This window comes from Arthrobacter globiformis, from assembly GCF_046536215.2.
Classification (GTDB): Bacteria; Actinomycetota; Actinomycetes; order Actinomycetales; family Micrococcaceae; genus Arthrobacter; species Arthrobacter globiformis_E.
Genome location: NZ_CM143421.1, coordinates 3,853,916 through 3,870,829, shown reverse-complemented (window position 1 = coordinate 3,870,829; position 16,914 = coordinate 3,853,916). Strand labels below are relative to the sequence as shown.

General features: G+C 66.6%; 23 protein-coding genes. 11 read left to right on the top strand and 12 right to left on the bottom strand.

Annotated elements, in window-relative coordinates; genetic code table 11:
- Positions 1 to 123: 123 nt before the first annotated feature.
- From R5O87_RS17465 to R5O87_RS17455, 3 genes are all read right to left on the bottom strand, one after another.
- A complete protein-coding gene (locus tag R5O87_RS17465; protein ID WP_410556908.1) occupies positions 124 to 513 on the bottom strand; it encodes a hypothetical protein in 390 nt (129 codons plus the stop codon).
- A gap of 34 nt (positions 514 to 547) precedes the next feature.
- The gene (locus R5O87_RS17460; protein ID WP_410556907.1) at positions 548 to 889 is read right to left on the bottom strand and encodes a J domain-containing protein; all 342 of its coding nucleotides are present in this window, start codon (positions 887 to 889) and stop codon (positions 548 to 550) included.
- 102 nt (positions 890 to 991) lie between these two features.
- Positions 992 to 1,414, bottom strand: coding sequence for an Hsp20/alpha crystallin family protein (locus tag R5O87_RS17455; RefSeq protein ID WP_410556910.1), 423 nt, complete (start codon positions 1,412 to 1,414; stop codon positions 992 to 994).
- A gap of 138 nt (positions 1,415 to 1,552) precedes the next feature.
- Here R5O87_RS17455 and R5O87_RS17450 point away from each other — a divergent pair, with 138 nt between their 5' ends.
- Entirely contained in the window at positions 1,553 to 1,885 is a 333-nt protein-coding gene (locus tag R5O87_RS17450) for a MerR family transcriptional regulator (RefSeq protein ID WP_410556906.1), read from the top strand.
- 20 nt (positions 1,886 to 1,905) lie between these two features.
- Here the strand turns inward: R5O87_RS17450 and R5O87_RS17445 are convergent, their stop codons facing one another.
- Together R5O87_RS17445 and R5O87_RS17440 are read right to left on the bottom strand one after the other, a co-directional pair.
- The gene (locus R5O87_RS17445; protein ID WP_410556905.1) at positions 1,906 to 2,211 is read right to left on the bottom strand and encodes an MmcQ/YjbR family DNA-binding protein; all 306 of its coding nucleotides are present in this window, start codon (positions 2,209 to 2,211) and stop codon (positions 1,906 to 1,908) included.
- Positions 2,212 to 2,215: 4 nt separating this feature from the next.
- Positions 2,216 to 2,992 carry a phosphatase PAP2 family protein gene (locus R5O87_RS17440; RefSeq protein ID WP_410556904.1) on the bottom strand — a complete coding sequence of 259 codons (777 nt, stop codon included), beginning with the start codon at positions 2,990 to 2,992 and terminating at the stop codon, positions 2,216 to 2,218.
- A 142-nt stretch (positions 2,993 to 3,134) separates the two neighbouring features.
- Here R5O87_RS17440 and R5O87_RS17435 point away from each other — a divergent pair, with 142 nt between their 5' ends.
- The 3 genes from R5O87_RS17435 to R5O87_RS17425 all read left to right on the top strand — a co-directional run bounded on the left by R5O87_RS17435 (position 3,135) and on the right by R5O87_RS17425 (position 5,410).
- Positions 3,135 to 3,392, top strand: coding sequence for a hypothetical protein (locus tag R5O87_RS17435; protein ID WP_410556903.1), 258 nt, complete (start codon positions 3,135 to 3,137; stop codon positions 3,390 to 3,392).
- Between the two features lie 124 nt (positions 3,393 to 3,516).
- Positions 3,517 to 3,714 carry a hypothetical protein gene (locus tag R5O87_RS17430; protein ID WP_331575395.1) on the top strand — a complete coding sequence of 66 codons (198 nt, stop codon included), beginning with the start codon at positions 3,517 to 3,519 and terminating at the stop codon, positions 3,712 to 3,714.
- Between the two features lie 109 nt (positions 3,715 to 3,823).
- The gene (locus tag R5O87_RS17425; RefSeq protein WP_410556902.1) at positions 3,824 to 5,410 is read left to right on the top strand and encodes an alkaline phosphatase D family protein; all 1,587 of its coding nucleotides are present in this window, start codon (positions 3,824 to 3,826) and stop codon (positions 5,408 to 5,410) included.
- A 99-nt stretch (positions 5,411 to 5,509) separates the two neighbouring features.
- Here the strand turns inward: R5O87_RS17425 and R5O87_RS17420 are convergent, their stop codons facing one another.
- The gene (locus R5O87_RS17420; protein WP_410556901.1) at positions 5,510 to 6,382 is read right to left on the bottom strand and encodes an NAD-dependent epimerase/dehydratase family protein; all 873 of its coding nucleotides are present in this window, start codon (positions 6,380 to 6,382) and stop codon (positions 5,510 to 5,512) included.
- Between the two features lie 287 nt (positions 6,383 to 6,669).
- Between R5O87_RS17420 and R5O87_RS17415 the strand changes: the two genes are divergently transcribed.
- The gene (locus tag R5O87_RS17415; protein WP_410556900.1) at positions 6,670 to 7,413 is read left to right on the top strand and encodes an ANTAR domain-containing protein; all 744 of its coding nucleotides are present in this window, start codon (positions 6,670 to 6,672) and stop codon (positions 7,411 to 7,413) included.
- A gap of 9 nt (positions 7,414 to 7,422) precedes the next feature.
- Here the strand turns inward: R5O87_RS17415 and R5O87_RS17410 are convergent, their stop codons facing one another.
- Positions 7,423 to 7,899 carry an Hsp20/alpha crystallin family protein gene (locus tag R5O87_RS17410; protein WP_410556899.1) on the bottom strand — a complete coding sequence of 159 codons (477 nt, stop codon included), beginning with the start codon at positions 7,897 to 7,899 and terminating at the stop codon, positions 7,423 to 7,425.
- A 389-nt stretch (positions 7,900 to 8,288) separates the two neighbouring features.
- On the opposite strand from R5O87_RS17410, the gene R5O87_RS17405 reads away from it, so the two are divergent.
- Complete coding sequence (locus R5O87_RS17405; protein WP_410556898.1) at positions 8,289 to 8,693, top strand: hypothetical protein; 405 nt, start codon at positions 8,289 to 8,291, stop codon at positions 8,691 to 8,693.
- Positions 8,694 to 8,707: 14 nt separating this feature from the next.
- Here R5O87_RS17405 and R5O87_RS17400 read toward each other — a convergent pair whose 3' ends face one another.
- On the bottom strand, positions 8,708 to 9,322 hold the full coding sequence (locus R5O87_RS17400; protein ID WP_410556897.1) for a TetR/AcrR family transcriptional regulator: 615 nt from the start codon (positions 9,320 to 9,322) through the stop codon (positions 8,708 to 8,710).
- A 142-nt stretch (positions 9,323 to 9,464) separates the two neighbouring features.
- Between R5O87_RS17400 and R5O87_RS17395 the strand changes: the two genes are divergently transcribed.
- The 3 genes from R5O87_RS17395 to R5O87_RS17385 all read left to right on the top strand — a co-directional run bounded on the left by R5O87_RS17395 (position 9,465) and on the right by R5O87_RS17385 (position 11,079).
- A complete protein-coding gene (locus tag R5O87_RS17395) occupies positions 9,465 to 9,701 on the top strand; it encodes a hypothetical protein (protein ID WP_410556896.1) in 237 nt (78 codons plus the stop codon).
- Positions 9,702 to 9,869: 168 nt separating this feature from the next.
- Positions 9,870 to 10,343: a sensor histidine kinase gene (locus R5O87_RS17390; protein ID WP_410556895.1), complete on the top strand. Its 474-nt coding sequence runs from the start codon at positions 9,870 to 9,872 to the stop codon at positions 10,341 to 10,343.
- 70 nt (positions 10,344 to 10,413) lie between these two features.
- On the top strand, positions 10,414 to 11,079 hold the full coding sequence (locus R5O87_RS17385) for a nucleoside/nucleotide kinase family protein (protein WP_410556894.1): 666 nt from the start codon (positions 10,414 to 10,416) through the stop codon (positions 11,077 to 11,079).
- On the opposite strand, the gene R5O87_RS17380 is transcribed toward R5O87_RS17385, so the two are convergent.
- The 3 genes from R5O87_RS17380 to R5O87_RS17370 all read right to left on the bottom strand — a co-directional run bounded on the left by R5O87_RS17380 (position 11,080) and on the right by R5O87_RS17370 (position 12,723).
- Complete coding sequence (locus R5O87_RS17380; protein ID WP_410556892.1) at positions 11,080 to 11,325, bottom strand: hypothetical protein; 246 nt, start codon at positions 11,323 to 11,325, stop codon at positions 11,080 to 11,082.
- Between the two features lie 71 nt (positions 11,326 to 11,396).
- Entirely contained in the window at positions 11,397 to 11,648 is a 252-nt protein-coding gene (locus R5O87_RS17375; protein WP_410556891.1) for a hypothetical protein, read from the bottom strand.
- 28 nt (positions 11,649 to 11,676) lie between these two features.
- A complete protein-coding gene (locus R5O87_RS17370; RefSeq protein ID WP_410556889.1) occupies positions 11,677 to 12,723 on the bottom strand; it encodes an LLM class flavin-dependent oxidoreductase in 1,047 nt (348 codons plus the stop codon).
- Between the two features lie 157 nt (positions 12,724 to 12,880).
- Between R5O87_RS17370 and R5O87_RS17365 the strand changes: the two genes are divergently transcribed.
- On the top strand, positions 12,881 to 13,717 hold the full coding sequence (locus tag R5O87_RS17365; RefSeq protein WP_410556887.1) for an alpha/beta fold hydrolase: 837 nt from the start codon (positions 12,881 to 12,883) through the stop codon (positions 13,715 to 13,717).
- A gap of 387 nt (positions 13,718 to 14,104) precedes the next feature.
- The gene (locus tag R5O87_RS17360) at positions 14,105 to 14,563 is read left to right on the top strand and encodes a hypothetical protein (RefSeq protein ID WP_410556886.1); all 459 of its coding nucleotides are present in this window, start codon (positions 14,105 to 14,107) and stop codon (positions 14,561 to 14,563) included.
- A gap of 95 nt (positions 14,564 to 14,658) precedes the next feature.
- Here R5O87_RS17360 and R5O87_RS17355 read toward each other — a convergent pair whose 3' ends face one another.
- Positions 14,659 to 16,626, bottom strand: coding sequence for an Ig-like domain-containing protein (locus R5O87_RS17355; protein WP_410556885.1), 1,968 nt, complete (start codon positions 16,624 to 16,626; stop codon positions 14,659 to 14,661).
- Between the last annotated feature and the right edge of the window lie 288 nt (positions 16,627 to 16,914).

Sequence of the window (16,914 nt, the reverse complement as noted above, 5' to 3'; positions counted from 1 at the left end):
TGCCCAGTCGACACAAGACCCGCCACCGCACACCCCACCAGACCGGACCGCACAGGATGAGCGGCCCCCGGAACCAAGTCCGGGAGCCGCTCATCTATGCCTCTTGACAACTGAAGCTACATATCAGTCCACCAGCGGCGGCGGGCCGAAGAGGAATTCGTTGGCGTGGGATACGGCTTTGCGGAAGGCGTCGTTGAGCAAAGCCACCAGGTTAGCGGAGCCGTCCTCGCCCGGTTCGAGGAAGCCGGTCAGGCCCGGGCGAAGCACCCAGATGTCCCCGGCCGGAGGCAGGTAAAAGACCCCAAAGGTGCGGTGCTGGTGGTCGTCGTCCGACCAGATGGGAACGACGGCCAAGGCAGCACCGGTTGTGGGATTGATCCACTGCGCGCGCGGAAGCGGCTCCTCGTGGGCCTCTGGATCCAGGAACGGGGCTGTACCCTTGCCCCAGCGTTGTTCGAAGCGCTCGTGGAAGGCCGGGATCAGGTGGGAGTCGTAGCGGCGCCAATCACTCATGGCCATGGTTCTCCTCTGAACTTCGGATCGGTTATCAGGCCCACGGTCCGCTCTCCCACCGGACAGGGGTGACACGAAACGGCGGCTCCCGGGGCCGGACTACGCGGACCGGAATGTCTTGTGGTTGCCTGGCGGAGTCGCCGGCGGCACTTGGAGTACCGGGAAACTCGGCGTCGTAGGCGGCGCGGCGCTGCGGATCCCGGAGCACGGCGAAAGCCTCCATGATCGGTTGCAGTTCGGCCGGCACCGCGTCACCGCTGGCGACATCCGGGTGGTGGCGGCGCATCAGGGCACGATAGGCGCGGGCGATTTCCTGCTGCGTCGCGCCGCGCGGAATCCGCAGCACGGCATAGTAATCCGGTGAGGGGCTTGTCATCGCTGAAGCCTGTTGCAGTTGCGTTGCTGGTTGCCGCGGCCCGGGCGGCCTGCGGGGTTCCGGCTGGAACCCCGCAGGTCGCCCTGTCTGCGCGCCGGCCGGCTACGTCTCGATCTGGTGCAGCTGGCCCTTGCTTTCGATCTCGATCTTCCGCGGCTTAGCCTGCTCGGCAACCGGGATCCGCAGTGTCAGCACGCCAAGATCGTAGCTGGCCTTGATGTTGTCTGCGTCCAGGGTGTCGCCGAGAATGAGCTGGCGGCTGAAGACGCCGCGCGGCCGCTCGGAGACCACCAGTTCAACGTTGGGCTGGGTGGCATCCCGGCGTTCTGCCCGGACGGTGAGGACATTCCTCTCGACGTTCAGGTCCACGGCGTCAGGCGAGATGCCGGGCAGGTCAAAGGCCACCACGAATTCCCCGTCTTCCTGCCACGCATCCATCGGCATGGCTGCCGGACGGGCTGCTGTTCCGAACACCTGCTGGGTGAGCCGGTCCAGCTCACGGAACGGGTCAGTACGGATTAGCATCATTTCCCACTCCCTTCAGCATGTAGGTTTTATGGCTACCCACCAGCTCATATCTATGGTGATGGATATAGATTTTTTATAGCACCAGTGACAAACTGGGGCAAGAGGAAAATCCAGGAAATCCGAACGGGGACTCACATGGCCAACCGGGGCAGCGCCGGTCGCGGGTTATACGCCATTTCCGTGGTGGCGGAGCTCGTGGGAACCGGCCAGCAAAACATCCGGCTCTATGAACGCCGCGGCCTGCTGACCCCCGAAAGGACCGACGGCGGCACGCGCCAGTACAGCGACGCCGACCTTGCGGTCCTGCGCCGCATCGCTGAACTCCTGGATGACGGCCTCAATCTGGCGGGCGTGGCCAAGGTGCTGGAACTGGAGCTGGACAACGCCCGGCTCCGCCTTCAGCTGCAACGCGCCCGCTCCCGCGGTGCCGGCCCGCAGCCAGGCACCGATCCCGACGCCGAGACGTAAAAACACCGGCGACGAAGGACCTACAGGCGGCCGCCGGCCAGCAGGAAGGAGTCTTCGAGCAGTTCGGCGAGCTGGTCGCCGTCGACCCTGGAAAGCCGGACAAGGACCAGCTGCGGCGACCGCTCATGGTGCGGTGTCCAAAAGTACGTCTCCGGATCCGTTCCGGACAAAGCCTCGCGCTCCGCTGTCTTGACCGTGAGCACACCGGTTTCCCAGATACGCGCCATCAGGGTCTTGGCGAACCACGCGGGCTGGTTCCAGCTGGGGCGCTCGGTTACACCCGGCAGGGCAAGGCAGATCCGGCGGACATCAGCTTCGTTGGCCATGCCGTCAGTCCGGGGAATCTGCCTTGGACAGCTCGCCGGTAACCCGTTCCCCGGGCACGCGGGCGGTGCGCCAGGTGTCCACGGCGATCACGGCACCGAGCACCACCAGCGAGAGCGCAACGGAGGCCACGGCGTCGCTCACCCAGTGGTAGCCGAGGTACAGGCGGCTGACGGACGCCAGAATGACTCCGATGATGGCAAAGACAAAACCGACCACCGTGGTCTTTGGTTTCCGGAGGCGTGAAAAGACCAGGAACGCCGTTATGAGCAGGAAGTCCGAGGCCCCCAGAACATGCCCCGACGGAAAGGAGAAGGTGTGGTCTGCGCCGAACAGCATCTGGTCCACCGGAGGGCGTTGCCTGTCCACGGACCTGCCGATGAGCTGCGCCAGTCCCACGCCGGTCAGCATTGCCGCCGCCAGCAGAATCGGACGCCAGGCGTGCTTGGCCAGAATGCCCCATGCCACCGTGACAACGAGGACGATGATGGGCAGCGCCACGGGCCCGAAAATGACAGCCAGGACAATCATCACCACGGTCAGCACCTGGCTGCGCGTAGTCAGGAGCCAGCTCCACGATTCTTCATCTGCGCTGGCCAGCCCGTCATGGTCCTGGACACCTGAGAGAGCAAAGAAGAAGACGGTTGCCCCCACAAGGGCAAGGATGATCGCCGTCACGTAAAGGCCTTTTCTGGCGCCGGGTTCCATATAGCGTTCTTCCACCACGAACTTGTCGTGGAAGACCCGCCACCGGCCCTGCTTGCGCGTTGATTCTTCTGCCACCTGAAAGACCACCTGTGCACTGAGGAAAACTGTCTAGATGTGAAGGTTATCCCCGGTGCCAGAAAATCCTAAGCCCCCTTACGGATGCCCTCCCCCGCTGTTACGGTAAAACTTCCAGCCCCACAAGGTCTCAGGAGACAACATGAGCACTGAAGGAACCGGCCAGGACCGCCAGAACAGCGGCACTTCACCACAGACTGATCCACCTCAGACCCAGGGCGACGGCGTCCCGGACTCCGGCTCCGGCGTCGCCGTGGGAGCGGGCGAGCCGAACACCTTCGAACCGGAAGAGGGCACGGACAGCACCGGAGCCAAAACCCCCAGCGACAGCCAGATTGCCACGGCGGAGGACACCCCGGACGTGGAGGAAACACCGGTGGATACCACCGAACCGAGCTGACCGGGCTGCAGCCCCGCCGACCAGGCAGAACCGATAGACCGGTTCCGGTAGCCCTGTCCGGAATGACAGCCGCGGTGGATAATTAGTCACACATTGAAGTGGCAACGGGGCTACGGAGGCTGCCGTGAGGATCATCGGAACGCTTGTGGTCATCTGGCTCATCGTCGGCGTGTTCGCCGCGTTCCAGCGGGGCTACTTCAGCGGCTCCCCGGACTCCTGCACGGAGGCCGGGACCGTGGCGATCACCATCGCCGCCGGACCGCTGAACTACATGGGCGCGAACCCCAAGCTGACCTGCGAAGTGCCCCAGCCGTCCAAGTAGCGTCGCTCAGCCTGGCTGCACGCCGCTTCGCCGGACGGCGTGTTACCGTTCACTCGCGATTCACGCGCGCGTCCTCGCCCGTCCAAGCTGCCTCGTTAGGTTCGGGGCCATGGACATTACGCGCAGAACACTCATCACCAGCAGCCTCGGCGCCGGCCTCGTTATCGCCCTGCCGGGCACCGCCGTCGCCGATCCCCGGAATGCCGAGGCGAGCCTTCCCACCGACCCCTTCACCCTCGGCGTCGCGTCCGGCGACCCGTGGCCCGACGGCTTCGTACTCTGGACCCGGCTCGCGCTCGAACCGCTCGCGGAAGACGGCCTGGGCGGCATGCCCTCCCGCGTGGTCACCGTGGCCTGGGAGGTCGCCGAGGATGCCGGCATGAGGAACGTGGTCCAGCGCGGCGTGGAGCAGGCCCTGCCGGAAAGCGCCCACTCGGTCCACGCGGAGCTGCGCGGCCTCAAGCCGGGGCGCGAGTACTTCTACCGGTTCCGCGCCGGCCGCCACATCAGCCCCGTCGGCCGCACACTGACCAGCCCGGCCTGGTACGAAACGCCGGCCGCCCTGGCCATGTCCTTCGCCAGTTGCGCCCAGTATGAGCACGGCTTCTTCACGGCATACCGCCGCCTCGCCGAGGACCAGCCGGACCTGGTCCTCCACCTCGGCGACTACCAGTACGAGTACAAGAAGGGCTCCTACGTGACCGCCGGCGGGAACGTCCGCGACCACGAGGGCCCGGAAACGGTGACGCTGGAGAACTACCGCCAGCGCCACGCCCAGTACAAGGCCGACGCCGACCTGCAGGCTGCGCATGCCGCCGCGCCGTGGCTGGTGGTCTGGGATGACCACGAGGTGGACAACAACTGGGCCGACGAGGTACCCGAAAACGCGGACCCGGCCCAGCTGAACGACACTGCGGCCAACTTCCGGAAGCGCCGTGCAGCCGCGTTCCAGGCATACTACGAGAACATGCCGCTGCGCGCGCCGTCCATGCCTGCCGGTGCGGACATGAAGATCTACCGCACGGTTCAGTGGGGCCAGCTCGCCAACTTCCACATGATGGACACGCGCCAGTACCGCGACGACCAGCTGGCCGGGGACGGCTGGCGGAAGAACGTCGAGGAGCGCCTGGCGGACAACCGCACCATCACCGGGGCCGAGCAGGAGCAGTGGCTGCTGGACGGTTTCCGGAAGTCCAAGGCGCGCTGGGACCTCCTGGGCCAGCAGGTGTTCTTCGCCGAGCGGGACCGCAACCAGGCCGCCGACATCGACGACATGTCCATGGACGGCTGGGACGGCTATGCATCCTCCCGCCGCCGCATCACCCAGGGCTGGGTGGACGCGAACGTGCGCAACGCCGTCGTCCTCACCGGCGACGTGCACCGCAACTGGGCCAACAACGTCAAGGTGGACTACAAGAACCCGGATGCACCCGTGGTGGGTTCGGAGCTGGTGTGCACGTCCGTCACCTCCACCGGCAACGGGACGGGTTCCGTCACAGACCCCACGATGGCCTGGAACGAGCATCTGAAGTTCTACAACGACCAGCGCGGCTACGTCCGGACCACCATCACCAAGGATTCCCTGACGGCTGACTTCCGCGTGCTGGACTACGTCAACGCCCCGGGTTCCGCGGTCAGCACCAAGGCGTCCTTCCGGATCGACGACGGCGTGCCCGGCCTCCAGCCCCGCGCCTGACCGCCCGCTCCCCGCGGGACAGCGCGAACGTACACTTGTGGCCCCTGGGAAGCGCTTCCCAGGGGCCACAAGTGTACGTTCGCGCTCAGCTCACGGCGCTCAGTCCTCGGTGGGCGTCGTGCGGTTGGAGTGGTAGGTCCGCCAACTGTGTTCGGGCGCGTAGCCGAGGAGCCGCTTGGCCTTGTCGATGGACAGCAGGGTCTCGTGCTCGCCCAGTTCCTTGGTCACCTGCACCTGCGGGAACACCTCTGCCGCCAGGCTGGCACTGGAGCGGCTCATGACGGTGTCCTCGTTGGCGACGATGAAGGCCTCGAACCCCGGCGTGCGGTAGTCCAGCGCGCGTGCCACCGCCTGGGCACCGTCGCGCGCGTCGATGTAGCCCCAGAGGTTCCACTTGCGCAGGGCGGCGTCCGAGTCGAAGGACGGGAACTCCTCGTAGTCCTCCGGGTCCATGACGTTGGAGAACCGGAGGCCAACGATGCTCAGCTCCGGGTCCCAGCGCGTCATCTGGATGGCCATCTGCTCCTCCAGATGCTTGACCAGCGAGTAGGTGCTCTCCGGGCGGGCCGGATACTCCTCGTCCACCGGGATGTAGGGAGGGTCGACGTCGAACGGCAGTCCCAGCACCGTCTCACTGGAGGCATACACAATTTTCTTGATGCCGGCCCTGCGGACCGCCTGGAACACGTTGTAGGTGGACAGCATGTTGTTTTCAAAGGTAGCGGCGTCGGGCACCAGGCCCGGAGCCGGGATGGCGCCCAGGTGGACCACCGCGTCGACGCCCTGATGCCTGTCGTCCAGGCCCAGGATGACGTCCACAACCTGCCCGTAGTTACGCAGATCCACGGCGGCAAAGCCAGGACCCCGGCTGCCGGTCCGGTCCAGGTTGAGGACCGAATGCCCGTCCGCCACAAGCCTGCGGACCACGTTCCGTCCGAGCTTTCCGCTGCCTCCCGTTACGGCAATTTTCACCGTGGCCTCCTCCTGTTGGCTGGCCGGCCCTGGCCCGGGCGGCCGTACTCCGATGGCCGCAGCGGCTTCTGCCGCCCGGCACCTTCCCCCAGCCTAGGGCCCGGGCCTGTAACCACGGCCATGGCGCGTGCGGTTCTGGTGTATATTTTCTCGGTACGGTTTAGCAGAAGGCCGTTGGATTGTTGTTCGATCCGGCACCTTGCTTGCTGCTACCGCCCCGGCCACGGGGTCCCCTGCGCTGCGCCCGCCGGTTCGTCTTGACCTGAGCGAAACGGTACCGAAAAATCGTGGCCAGCGAGTCGACCGCAAAACCTGAAACCTCAATCACGGAACACCTCAACGAGCTTGTGCTCACCAGCTCCGACGTGGGCGAATTCCTCCACGAGCTTGCCCGGATTTCCGCACGCAGCCTGTCCGAACCCGGTGACGAAGTCCTCTGCGGCGTGACCCTGTTGCGGCACCGCAAGGCAGCAACCGTGGCGAGCAGCAGCCCCGAGGCGCAGGCCATGGACGAGATCCAGTACGACTTCGGCGACGGCCCCTGCATGACGGCATCCAGGGACCAGGTCACCATCCACATCACAGACCTTGAGAAGCACGACCGCTGGGGCAGCTACGCGGAGAAGGTTCTGGGGCAGGGCGTCCGATCCATCCTCGCCATCCCGTTCGTCCTCGAGGGCGAGACCCGGGCCGCCCTGAACCTTTACTCGCACCGTCCGGGCCGCTTCGAGGGCCGGGTCCTGGAACTGGCCCAGGACTTCGTCAGCCAGACCTCAATGGCCCTGCGGCTGGCCGTGCGCTTCGCCCACTACAGCGACGCTGCCGCCAACCTCAAGGCCACCCTGGAAACCCGCACCGTCATTGACGTCGCCGTCGGCGTGATCATGGCCCAGAACCGGTGCAGCCAGGAGGAAGCCTTCGACCTGCTCAAGGCGGCGTCGAGCACCCGCAACATCAAGCTGCACAGCGTTGCGACGTCAATCGTTGACGCCCTCGGCCGGGGCCCGGCGCGGACGCACTACGAGGGCTGACATGCCGGCCTAGGGGCCGCCGAAACTCTGGCCTTGGGGGTCCTGCCCCGCAGGGCGCGCGGTACCCTCCGATCCCGCGCCGCGGGAGACGCGGATCTTGTGGCCGCCCGCAGCGGGCTCCTCGGTCAACGGAACGCGAACTTCCAGGACGCCGTCGGTGTACGAGGCACGGATGTCCTCCTGATTCACCGGGGCGGGAAGGCTTACGGTCCGTGAAAACGTGCCAAACCGGAATTCCGAACGGTACCCTTCCCGCTCCTTGTGCTCCGACTTTTCCTCACGGCGGACCGTGATCTGCAGCTGGCTTCCGGCGAGGGTGATGTCGACGTCGTTGTCGGGGTCGATACCCGGCGCTTCGGCCCGGACCACCAGGGAGCCGCTCTCACGGTATTCCTCCACCCGCAGCCAGGCGTCCAAATCTCCCTCCAGGAGACGCCGGAAGGGTTCCGGGATGTCGACGCCGGCACGCCTGAATATGTTGGTCATCGCTGTTACCTCCTGTCAGCTTCCGGCCCCATTGCAGGATGCGGAGGACCGGATCGGGTCCCAACACCAACAAAGCTACGCCCATGCGGGGCGCTTGTCTCTTGCCGAAGGCAGTCCACGGCCGCGTGAATCCTGAGAGTTTCCTTGTGAAAAACCCGGAACTTTCCCGCGGCAGCGGCCGCCGTCCGCCCTGGCCGATGCCTTTCCACCGCATGGACCCCCCAATTTCCGCCCGGCGCGTTCCCATCGAGGGGTCCCCGGAACGAGGTTTTCACAGGAGACCTGCCGCACATTGGCAGCATGCAAGAATCATGCCGCCGATGGAGGAGCCGCGATGAAGAACGCAGTGAAGACGCTGGAGGAAGACGCGACCACTTCCGGAGGTCCCGATGGACGCTAATGCCCACTCCCCTGCTGAGCCTGAAGGGGTGAAGACGGCCACGGAACCGGGCCGGTGCGCCGAGGATTCAGCGGACGCGCTGGAGGTCTTCTGCAGCGACTCGCTGAGGTCGATCGACCGGACCGTGATGCGCGCCCAGGTCATCGAGCTCATCCTGGACATCCTCGCCACCACGGATGTCCAGTCGGACGCCCGGCGCCGGCTGCTCCAGCACCTGGCCTCGCATCCCGGGTCCCCCGAGCAAGCGCTGCTGTGCCATCTGAGTGAGAACGCCTGCCTCCCGCCGGCAGCCGGCGCCTTGGAGGCGCCAATGGAAAGTGCTGAAAACCAAGCTGACGGACCAAAGCCGAAGTGGCTCCCGGCTCCGTTGCGGAACCTGTTGCGGCTCGACTGAACGGGCTGGCCGGCTCAGTTCCGGTGGTGTGCGATCAGCCAGCCGGCCATCTGCTGCGCCCGCTTGTTGGCGAGGAAGTCGCCTTCGGTCGCGGAAATGATGGAGCCCTTCATCAGGATGTGCCACGAGCGGGCAAATTCGTCAGTGCGTTCCAGGCCCGCCTCCTCGGCGAGTGCCTGGATGTGGCCGCGGATCCTGGCGAGGTAGCCTATGCTGGCCTCCCCCAGCGGATGCCCGGGACCCATCTCAAGGAGGACGTTGATGAAGGTGCACGCCTCGAAATCGTCCCGCTGGAACCAGTCGCCGAAGACGTCGAAGATGGCCAGCAGGCGTCCTTCGGGGGTGGTTCCCCGGCGCCTGGCCTCGGAGACAATCAGGTCCACGGTCCAGACTTGGTCGCGAAGTGCCAGGAATGCCAGGACCAGTGCGTCCTTGGACGGGAAGTGACGGTAGAACGTGGACTTGGCCACTCCGGAGCGCTCGATCAGTTCATTGATTCCGACGTCGCGGACACCGCGGTGCGAAAAAAGCTCGTAGGCGGTAGCGAGGATCCGGTCCACTGGTTCACTATGGCCGGTACGCACCTCTTCAGGCAGCAAGGCATCCCCGGTTGCATCAGGAGCACTCATCAGAGAATCAGTGTACCTTGGCACTGGCAGAGACAGACCTGTCTGTCTTATTGTTTTAGGAACATGACACTTCGTCTGGGAGCAGTTGCAGCTCCCCAGACAGTAGGAGTCACTGCAATGGGGCAGAAACAGGAGGGTACCGATGGACGAAGACATCCGCGCGGTGGAAGAAGCCGTGGCGACGCTGGAATCCGCAGCAGTAGAGCATGACCCCGCGGCTGCAACCCTGCAAAGTGCAGTTGCCGCGGCCGTAACGCACGGCAAGCCGATCCGTGAAGTGGCGGCAGCCGCGCACATGACCGCGCTGGAAGTGCTGGACGCCGCCGACGCCGCCACGTATCCCCAGCACGCGCTCCAGCCCTGGATGATGGCCCCCTGACGGCAGAACAAGTGGCTGCAGAACATCTTGCGGAAACTTGATTGGATCCCGGGCTAAACCTGCGGCAAGCCTGATCGGCCGGCGCCACCCTTAATGCATCAGCCCCTGGAGGAGCGATCCGTCCAGGGAAAGCATGCAACGAGGACCGCAAGGAAGCGGGGGGCCGTCATGAACCAGTCAGCAACTCTTGAAGAAGTCGTCGAAGTCGGCGGTGTCATCACCGACCGCCAGCCGCTGGACTTCTACCGGCTGGGGCTGGCCGGCTGCATCGACAGGCTCACGGTCCCCTTGCGCCGCCAGGGTACGTGCGTGCGCTGGGAGACACCGCACCACGGCGTGGAGATCTCATCCGGCTGCGCCTCCCTGCTCTACCAGTCTGCCCAGGAGGCGCTGAGCAACACGTTCAAGCACGCACACGCCACGGATGTGACTGTCCGGCTTGCCGCCGTCTTCCATGGCATCCGCCTCATGGTCGCGGACAACGGCACCGGCTTCGAATCCGTTCCGCCGGCGCCGGGAGAAGTCAACGGCCACGGACTGAGCACCATTTCACAGGCGGTCGAGGAAGCGGGCGGCACCCTGAGCATCACCTCGGCCCCCGGAACCGGCACGGCGATCACCATCACCATTCCGCTCGACTGAACCCCCTCGACTGAACCTCCGCCCGTCACCGCACACGCCTGCATCCCGGGCCTCGCCTAGGATGCTGTGCATGACCCTTCCGAACGCCGAGCCGCGGTCCCTACAGGCTTTCGAATCCGCGGAAATCCAGCAGGCCGTCGCCCAACTGCGCAGCCGACTGAGCGCCGGTACACGGCTTCTCCTCGGCGTAGCCGGCTCGCCGGGGTCCGGCAAGTCCACCTTCTCGGCCTGCCTCGCGGACGCCCTCGGCTCCGACGCCGCCCTCGTGGTGCCCATGGACGGCTTCCACCTGGGCAACGCCATCATCGACGGCACTCCGCTGCGGCAGCGCAAGGGCGCGCCGGACACGTTCGACGTCGGCGGTTACCTTTCGCTCCTGCAGCGGCTTGCGCGCCGGGACGAGGAGGTTGTGTACGCCCCGGATTTCCGGCGGACGCTCGATGAGCCGGTGGCCGCATCGCTGGCGGTTCCGGCCGCAGTCCCCGTCATCATCACCGAGGGCAACTACCTGCTCAACGACGATCCGCGCTGGCAGCAGGTGCGTGCACAACTGGACGAGGTGTGGTTCATCGACACGCCGCATGAGCTGCGCCTTGCCCGCCTGGTTGAACGGCACATGCTCTTTGGCATGGACCGTGCCGCGGCCGAGGCATGGGCCAACGGGCCAGACGCGGCCAATGCGCGCCTGATCGAAGCCACGCGCTCCCGCGCCGACAGGATCATCCCCTGGCTTTAGCTACCTGTCCTCGGCGTCCCACAGCCCCGATTCGTCCGCGGCGTCTTCCGGCTTGTGTCCGCCCTCCGGCGCCCCGCTGCCCACATAGCTGGCGGGCACCGTGCCTCCCGCCTGCGTCATCTGTTCCTCACGGATGTTGTGCGGCGTGCCGGCCTCGGGATGGGGCTGCGCCTGTTCGACGGCGTCCGGGTCGCCAGGGCCCCGAAGGTCGCTGGGCTCTTCCGGATTGCGTTTGCTGTCGGTCATGCCACTGCCTCTCACTCGGAAATGCCGGTCGCGTCCCAGTCTAGGCACAGCCGCCGGGACCGGCGCCGGAACTAGGCCAGCCGCAGCGAACTTACCAGGATCCAGAGCGTCCAGACCAGGATGAGAACGATGCCGGCGAGAGTGGGCACGGTGTTGCCGCCGGAGAAGCCTGCGGCCCCGATGATCCAGCCCTGGGCCAGGTATGAGACCCCGGATAGTCCCATGAGGTCGCCCACCGGCCGCGGGAACCCGCGCGAGCTGCCCACCGCGGCGCCAATCAGGATGAGTGCCGCCCCCAGCACGAAGCTTTGGCAGCTGCGCATCCGGGAGGAACCGTTCAATGCCAGTAGGTTACGCCTGCTCCCGGACTTCCCGCGGCGCCCATCCCAGGACCGGGGCCACGTGGCGGGCGATGTTACCCAGCAGCTTCGCGTTGTACTCCACGCCAAGCTGGTTGGGGACGGTGAGCAGGAGCGTGTCCGCCGCCTGCACCGCGGCATCCGCGGCAAGTTCCGCGGCGATGGCATCCGGCTCACCGATGTAGCTCTTGCCGAAGCGGGCCAGCGTGCCGTCGAGCGCGCCAACCTGGTCGCGGCCTTCGCGGAGGGCGCTCAGCCCGAAGTACTGGCGGTCCTCGTCGTCGGCCAGCGGCAGAACACTGCGGCTGACTGAGACCCGCGGCTCGCGGCCATGCCCGGCCGCTGCCCATGCCTCACGGAACATCGCAATCTGCTCGGCCTGCAGCTCATGGAACGGCACCCCGGTATCCTCGGTGAGCAGCGTGGAACTCATCAGGTTCATCCCGCGCTCGGCCGCCCAGACCGCCGTCTTCCGGGTCCCGGCGCCCCACCAGATCCGTTCGGAGAGCCCCTCGGAGCGGGGCTGGACGGGCAGCAGCCCGGTGGCCCCTCCGGCGTACCGCGGGTCGGCTTCCACCACACCGGCGCCGGCGATCGCCCGCCGGAACTCCTCGGCGTGCCGACGCGCCATGTCGGCATCCGTCTCGCCCTCCCACGGCGCGTAACCAAAGGCACGGGCGCCGTTGCGGGCAGGCTCGGGTGAACCGCGGCTGATGCCGAGCTGGAGCCTGCCGCCGCTGATAAGGTCCGTGGCCGCCGCCTCCTCCGCCATATACAGCGGATTCTCGTAGCGCATGTCGATGACCCCGGTGCCAAGCTCAATGCGGCTGGTGCGCGCCGCGGCGGCCGCCAGCAGCGGGAACGGCGATGCCTGCTGGCGTGCGAAATGGTGCACGCGGAAGAACGCGCCATCGATGCCCAGCTCCTCCGCGGCAACGGCCAGCTCGATACCCTGCAGCAGCGCATCACGCGCCGTCCGGGTGCGGGAACCCTGCACCGGGCCCCAGTGTCCGAAGGAGAGGAAGCCAATTCGTTTCATGCCCTGCACAACATCCCGGTCCCTGCTGCCATTCCTGCAGGCTACGCCCTGTGACGGGCCGCGCGCCGGCACTCAATCCCGTCCGGCCCGCGATCCCGATAGGTTGGTACCACCGCTTGAGGACGTCCGTTCTCACGAGACCGAAGGGAATGCTGACATGGCTTACATCACCGTTGGACAGGAAAACAGCACCGACATCGAGCTCTACTACGAAGACCACGGAACCGGACAGGCTGTTGTCCTCATCCACGGCTACCCCCTGGACGGATCCTCCTGGGAAAAGCAGACAGCCGCCCTGCTGGACGCCGGCTACCGGGTCATCACGTACGACCGGCGCGGCTTCGGAAAGTCCAGCAAGCCCACCACCGGCTACGACTATGACACCTTCGCGGGCGACCTCAACACCGTCCTCACCACCCTGGACCTGAACGACGCGGTGCTGGTGGGCTTCTCGATGGGAACCGGCGAGGTGGCCCGGTACCTCTCCACCTTCGGGTCGGCCCGCGTGGCCAAGGCCGCCTTCCTCGGGTCCCTGGAACCGTACCTCCTGCAGACCGACGACAACCCCACCGGAGTGCCTCAGTCCGTGTTCGACGGCCTCGCCGAGGCAGTCAAGGCAGACCGCTACGCCTTCTTCACCGAGTTCTTCAAGAACTTCTACAACAGCGACACCTTCCTCGGCACCCCCCGGCTCAGCGAGGAGTCCGTCCGGGCGAGCTGGAACCTCGCCGCCGGCTCCGGCGCGTTCGCCTCGGTGGCCGCCCAGCCCACCTGGATCACCGACTTCCGCGCCGACATCCCCAAGATCGACGTCCCCGCACTGATCGTGCACGGCACGGCGGACAACATCCTGCCGATTGACGCCACCGGCCGGGAGTTCAGCAAGGCCCTGCCGGAGGCTGAGTACGTGGAGATCGACGGCGCCCCGCACGGCCTCCTCTGGACCCACGGAGCAGAGGTCAACGAGGCGCTGCTCAACTTCCTGCGCCAGTAGCCCCGCGCACGGTGACGGCGGCCGGCGCCGGGACAGCCCGCCGTCGGCCGCCCTTCCGGCCTCTTTCCCGTAGCGGCCCACCGCCGTGAAACAACCGCTACCGGTTGACAATTCCGGTAAATAAGGGTTGACACCCACTTCTGGGGGTAAAATTTTGACACCGGACCCCGGCGAATTGCCTTGAAAGCGGATCCGGCTCCAGGGCCACCCGGCTCGTCCGGGTGGACGATCATAAAGCGGACATAAGTGGTTGATGGGTCTCCACGCGTCACGTGATCGGCCAGTGATGCCCGAACACACCTCGCGGGAGAAACAATGACAACCACCATGCCATCACGGCAGCGGCGCCCTCTGGCAGCCCGTCTCGCATTAGTATCAGCGGCATCCTTGAGCCTGATCGGGGGTTCCTTGGCGGTCGCGGGACCGGCGTCGGCTGCGGGCTACGACTACAAACCCGACAAAAAGATCGAGTGCTGGGTCAAGGCCAAGGACGTGAATGAGAAGGCGTACTACGGCAAGTACGCCAAGAACTCAGCGGACGTAAAGTTCGAGTTCAAAGTCTGGTGCAACAAGAAAACCGACGTGAAGTTTGACCACTGGATCTTCCAGAAGAAACACGGCAAGTGGGTGCTGATCAAGGACCGCTACGGCAAGATTGACAACGTCAAGGACAAGGTCACGAAGCACACCAAGGCCGAGGTCAAGGACACTGGCCGCAAGGGTGGCGAGGAGAAGGTGTTCCACGTCGTCAAGATCAGCTTCAAGGACAAGGACGGCAAGTACTCCCATACCGTAACCAAGAAAGACAGCGCCTACGGGACGGTCGATTTCGGCCACAGCTACTAACATTGCCAGCCGTTTCAGGCTGACCCTTCATCCAAGCAACTGAAAAGGCCGACGGCGGCACGCGGGTGCCGCCGTCGGCCTCTGTTTTGCCTGGCTCAGAGGGAACCGGTGGTGAACGACCAGCTGGCGGACTTCAGCGGGTTGCCCGCCAGGTCACGGACCGCCGCGTCGCCGCCGGTCACGCTCACCGTGTAGGCGGTCCGCGCGGCCAGGGTTGCCGAGGGGTTCAGGATCCACTGGTTCGTGGTGCCGTTGCGGGTAACAGTGGCGGTCACCTTGGCGCCGGTGGCGGTGTTTTTCAGCGTGACGGTGCCGGTGCCTGCACCCTGGATGGCCTCGCTGAAGGTCACCGCGATGTTGTTGGCGCGGCGCACCAGCGTGGCGCCAGGGCGCGGCGTCATGGCCATGATGACGGGGGCCGGGCCGGTGGTGAACGTCCAGCTGGTGGTGGCCAGCGGGGTGCCTGCGGCGTCGCGGACGCCGGCTGGCCCGCCTGTCAGGGTCACCGTGTACCTGGCGTCACTGGCGAGGTTGGCCGCGGGGTTCAGCGTGGCGGTCCGGGCGGTGGCGCTGTAGGTGACGGCCGCCGGAACAACGGTGCCGCCCGGGCCGTGCAGCACGAAGGTGCTGCCGCTGATGCCCTGTACACCGGCGCTGAAGGTGGCCGTAATGTTGCTGCCGGCCGCGACGGCGGTGGCGTTCGCGCCGGGCGTGCGTGAGGTGACCGTGGGGGCCGCGGCGGTGGTGAAGGACCAGCTGCCCGTTACGAAGGGGGTGCCTGCGGCGTCGCGGATGGCGGCGGTTCCGCCGGTCAGCGTGGCCGTGTATTTCTGCGATGCTCCGAGCAGGCCCTCGGGGTTCAGGGTTGCGGTGTGCGTGGCGGCGTCGTAGCTGACGGCAGCGGGCACCGTTGCTCCGGAGGCGTTCCGGAGGATGAAGGTGGAACCGCTCACGCCCTGGACCGCCGAGCCGAAGGTGGCGGTGACGTTGGTGGCCACGGCGGTGCCCGAGGAGTTGGCTGCCGGGCTGAGGGCCGTCACTGCCGGCGCGGTGAGGACCGCGGCGGCGGGGTCGGTGAACAGCAGGCGGTTGGGGGTTCCCGCGGTGGCGGCGGAGACTGCACCGGAGGTGGCGGCGGAAAGCAGCTTGGCCGTCACATCCGCGGGGAGCATACCCGGCGAGCGGGACAGCAGCACGGCTGCCGCGCCGGCCACGTGCGGGGACGCCATGGAGGTGCCGCTCATCAGCGCCGTGGCCGTGGTGGAGGCAGGGGAAGCGGACTTGATGCCGACTCCGGGTGCATACAGGTCAACGCAGCTGCCGTAGTTGGAGAAGGACGCCTGCTTGTCAGCGGAGTCGCTCGCGGCGACGGTCAGTGCGCCGGCCACGCGCGCCGGGGAGCTGTTGCAGGCATCGGCAGCGGAGTTCCCGGCGGCGACCACAGCAGTGACGCCGTCGTTGATGATGCTCTGCACCGCGGCGTCCACCATGGCGCTGGCGGTGCTGCCGAGGCTCAGGTTTGCCACGGCCGGGGTGCCTGCCTGGTGGTTGGAGGCCACCCACTCAAGCCCGGCGATGACGTCCGAGTTGAAGCCCGATCCGCTGCAGTCCAGCACGCGGACGGGGATCACGGTGGCCGCCTTGGCCACGCCGTAGGTCTTTCCCGCGATGGTGCCGGCGACGTGCGTGCCGTGGCCGTTGCAGTCTCCGGTGCCCAGCCCGTCGGAAATCGCCGTCCAGCCCTGTGCGACGCGGCCGCCGAACTCCGCGTGCGCAGACAGCACGCCGGAGTCGATCACGTAGGCGCTCACGCCGGCGCCGGAGGATGCCGAGGTGTAGGTCCCGGACAGCGGCAGGGCGCGCTGGTCAATGCGGTCCAGACCCCACGTTGCGGACTGCTGGGTGTCGGCGGCCGTCACGGGGGCATCGAGTTCGACGGCGGCAACGCCCGCCGCGCGCTTCAGTTCCGCGGCCTGACCCGGCGTTGCCGTCACCACGGCGCCGCGGATGGCCTTGGCGAAGGTGCGCCCTACGCCGATGTTCCGCGAGCGCAGATTCCGCACGGCCGAGGAAACGTCGGTCCCGGCGGAGTAGCGCACGATGTAGCGGGCGGGGGCTGCAGCCCCGGTTTCCGCGGCGGCGGCCGTACCGGCGTCGGCGGTGCCCGGCGTGACCCCCGCGAAGGCGGCGGCAAAGCCGGTGAGCAGCAGCGTGGCCAGGGCAGGACGGAGAACAGACGAAGCGCGAATTTTGGGGTTCCTTCGAAAGCTGAGGGCCGGCAGGAAGAGCCGGTGGACGGCTGATTCCAGTGTATTTTCCGCGGTCCCGCGCCGGAGCGGAGCTGCACGGAA

What these genes read in the sequence shown, in the direction of transcription:
- R5O87_RS17455 (WP_410556910.1), bottom strand. Translation starts at nt 1,414, where the DNA reads ATGCTAATCCGTACTGACCCGTTCCGTGAGCTGGACCGGCTCACCCAG.
- R5O87_RS17445 (WP_410556905.1), bottom strand. Translation starts at nt 2,211, where the DNA reads ATGGCCAACGAAGCTGATGTCCGCCGGATCTGCCTTGCCCTGCCGGGT.
- R5O87_RS17380 (WP_410556892.1), bottom strand. Translation starts at nt 11,325, where the DNA reads ATGACCGACAGCAAACGCAATCCGGAAGAGCCCAGCGACCTTCGGGGC.
- R5O87_RS17410 (WP_410556899.1), bottom strand. Translation starts at nt 7,899, where the DNA reads ATGACCAACATATTCAGGCGTGCCGGCGTCGACATCCCGGAACCCTTC.
- R5O87_RS17425 (WP_410556902.1), top strand. Translation starts at nt 3,824, where the DNA reads ATGGACATTACGCGCAGAACACTCATCACCAGCAGCCTCGGCGCCGGC.
- R5O87_RS17405 (WP_410556898.1), top strand. Translation starts at nt 8,289, where the DNA reads ATGGACGCTAATGCCCACTCCCCTGCTGAGCCTGAAGGGGTGAAGACG.
- R5O87_RS17385 (WP_410556894.1), top strand. Translation starts at nt 10,414, where the DNA reads ATGACCCTTCCGAACGCCGAGCCGCGGTCCCTACAGGCTTTCGAATCC.
- R5O87_RS17450 (WP_410556906.1), top strand. Translation starts at nt 1,553, where the DNA reads ATGGCCAACCGGGGCAGCGCCGGTCGCGGGTTATACGCCATTTCCGTG.
- R5O87_RS17365 (WP_410556887.1), top strand. Translation starts at nt 12,881, where the DNA reads ATGGCTTACATCACCGTTGGACAGGAAAACAGCACCGACATCGAGCTC.
- R5O87_RS17390 (WP_410556895.1), top strand. Translation starts at nt 9,870, where the DNA reads ATGAACCAGTCAGCAACTCTTGAAGAAGTCGTCGAAGTCGGCGGTGTC.
- R5O87_RS17465 (WP_410556908.1), bottom strand. Translation starts at nt 513, where the DNA reads ATGAGTGATTGGCGCCGCTACGACTCCCACCTGATCCCGGCCTTCCAC.
- R5O87_RS17400 (WP_410556897.1), bottom strand. Translation starts at nt 9,322, where the DNA reads ATGAGTGCTCCTGATGCAACCGGGGATGCCTTGCTGCCTGAAGAGGTG.
- R5O87_RS17375 (WP_410556891.1), bottom strand. Translation starts at nt 11,648, where the DNA reads ATGCGCAGCTGCCAAAGCTTCGTGCTGGGGGCGGCACTCATCCTGATT.
- R5O87_RS17395 (WP_410556896.1), top strand. Translation starts at nt 9,465, where the DNA reads ATGGACGAAGACATCCGCGCGGTGGAAGAAGCCGTGGCGACGCTGGAA.
- R5O87_RS17435 (WP_410556903.1), top strand. Translation starts at nt 3,135, where the DNA reads ATGAGCACTGAAGGAACCGGCCAGGACCGCCAGAACAGCGGCACTTCA.
- R5O87_RS17460 (WP_410556907.1), bottom strand. Translation starts at nt 889, where the DNA reads ATGACAAGCCCCTCACCGGATTACTATGCCGTGCTGCGGATTCCGCGC.
- R5O87_RS17370 (WP_410556889.1), bottom strand. Translation starts at nt 12,723, where the DNA reads ATGAAACGAATTGGCTTCCTCTCCTTCGGACACTGGGGCCCGGTGCAG.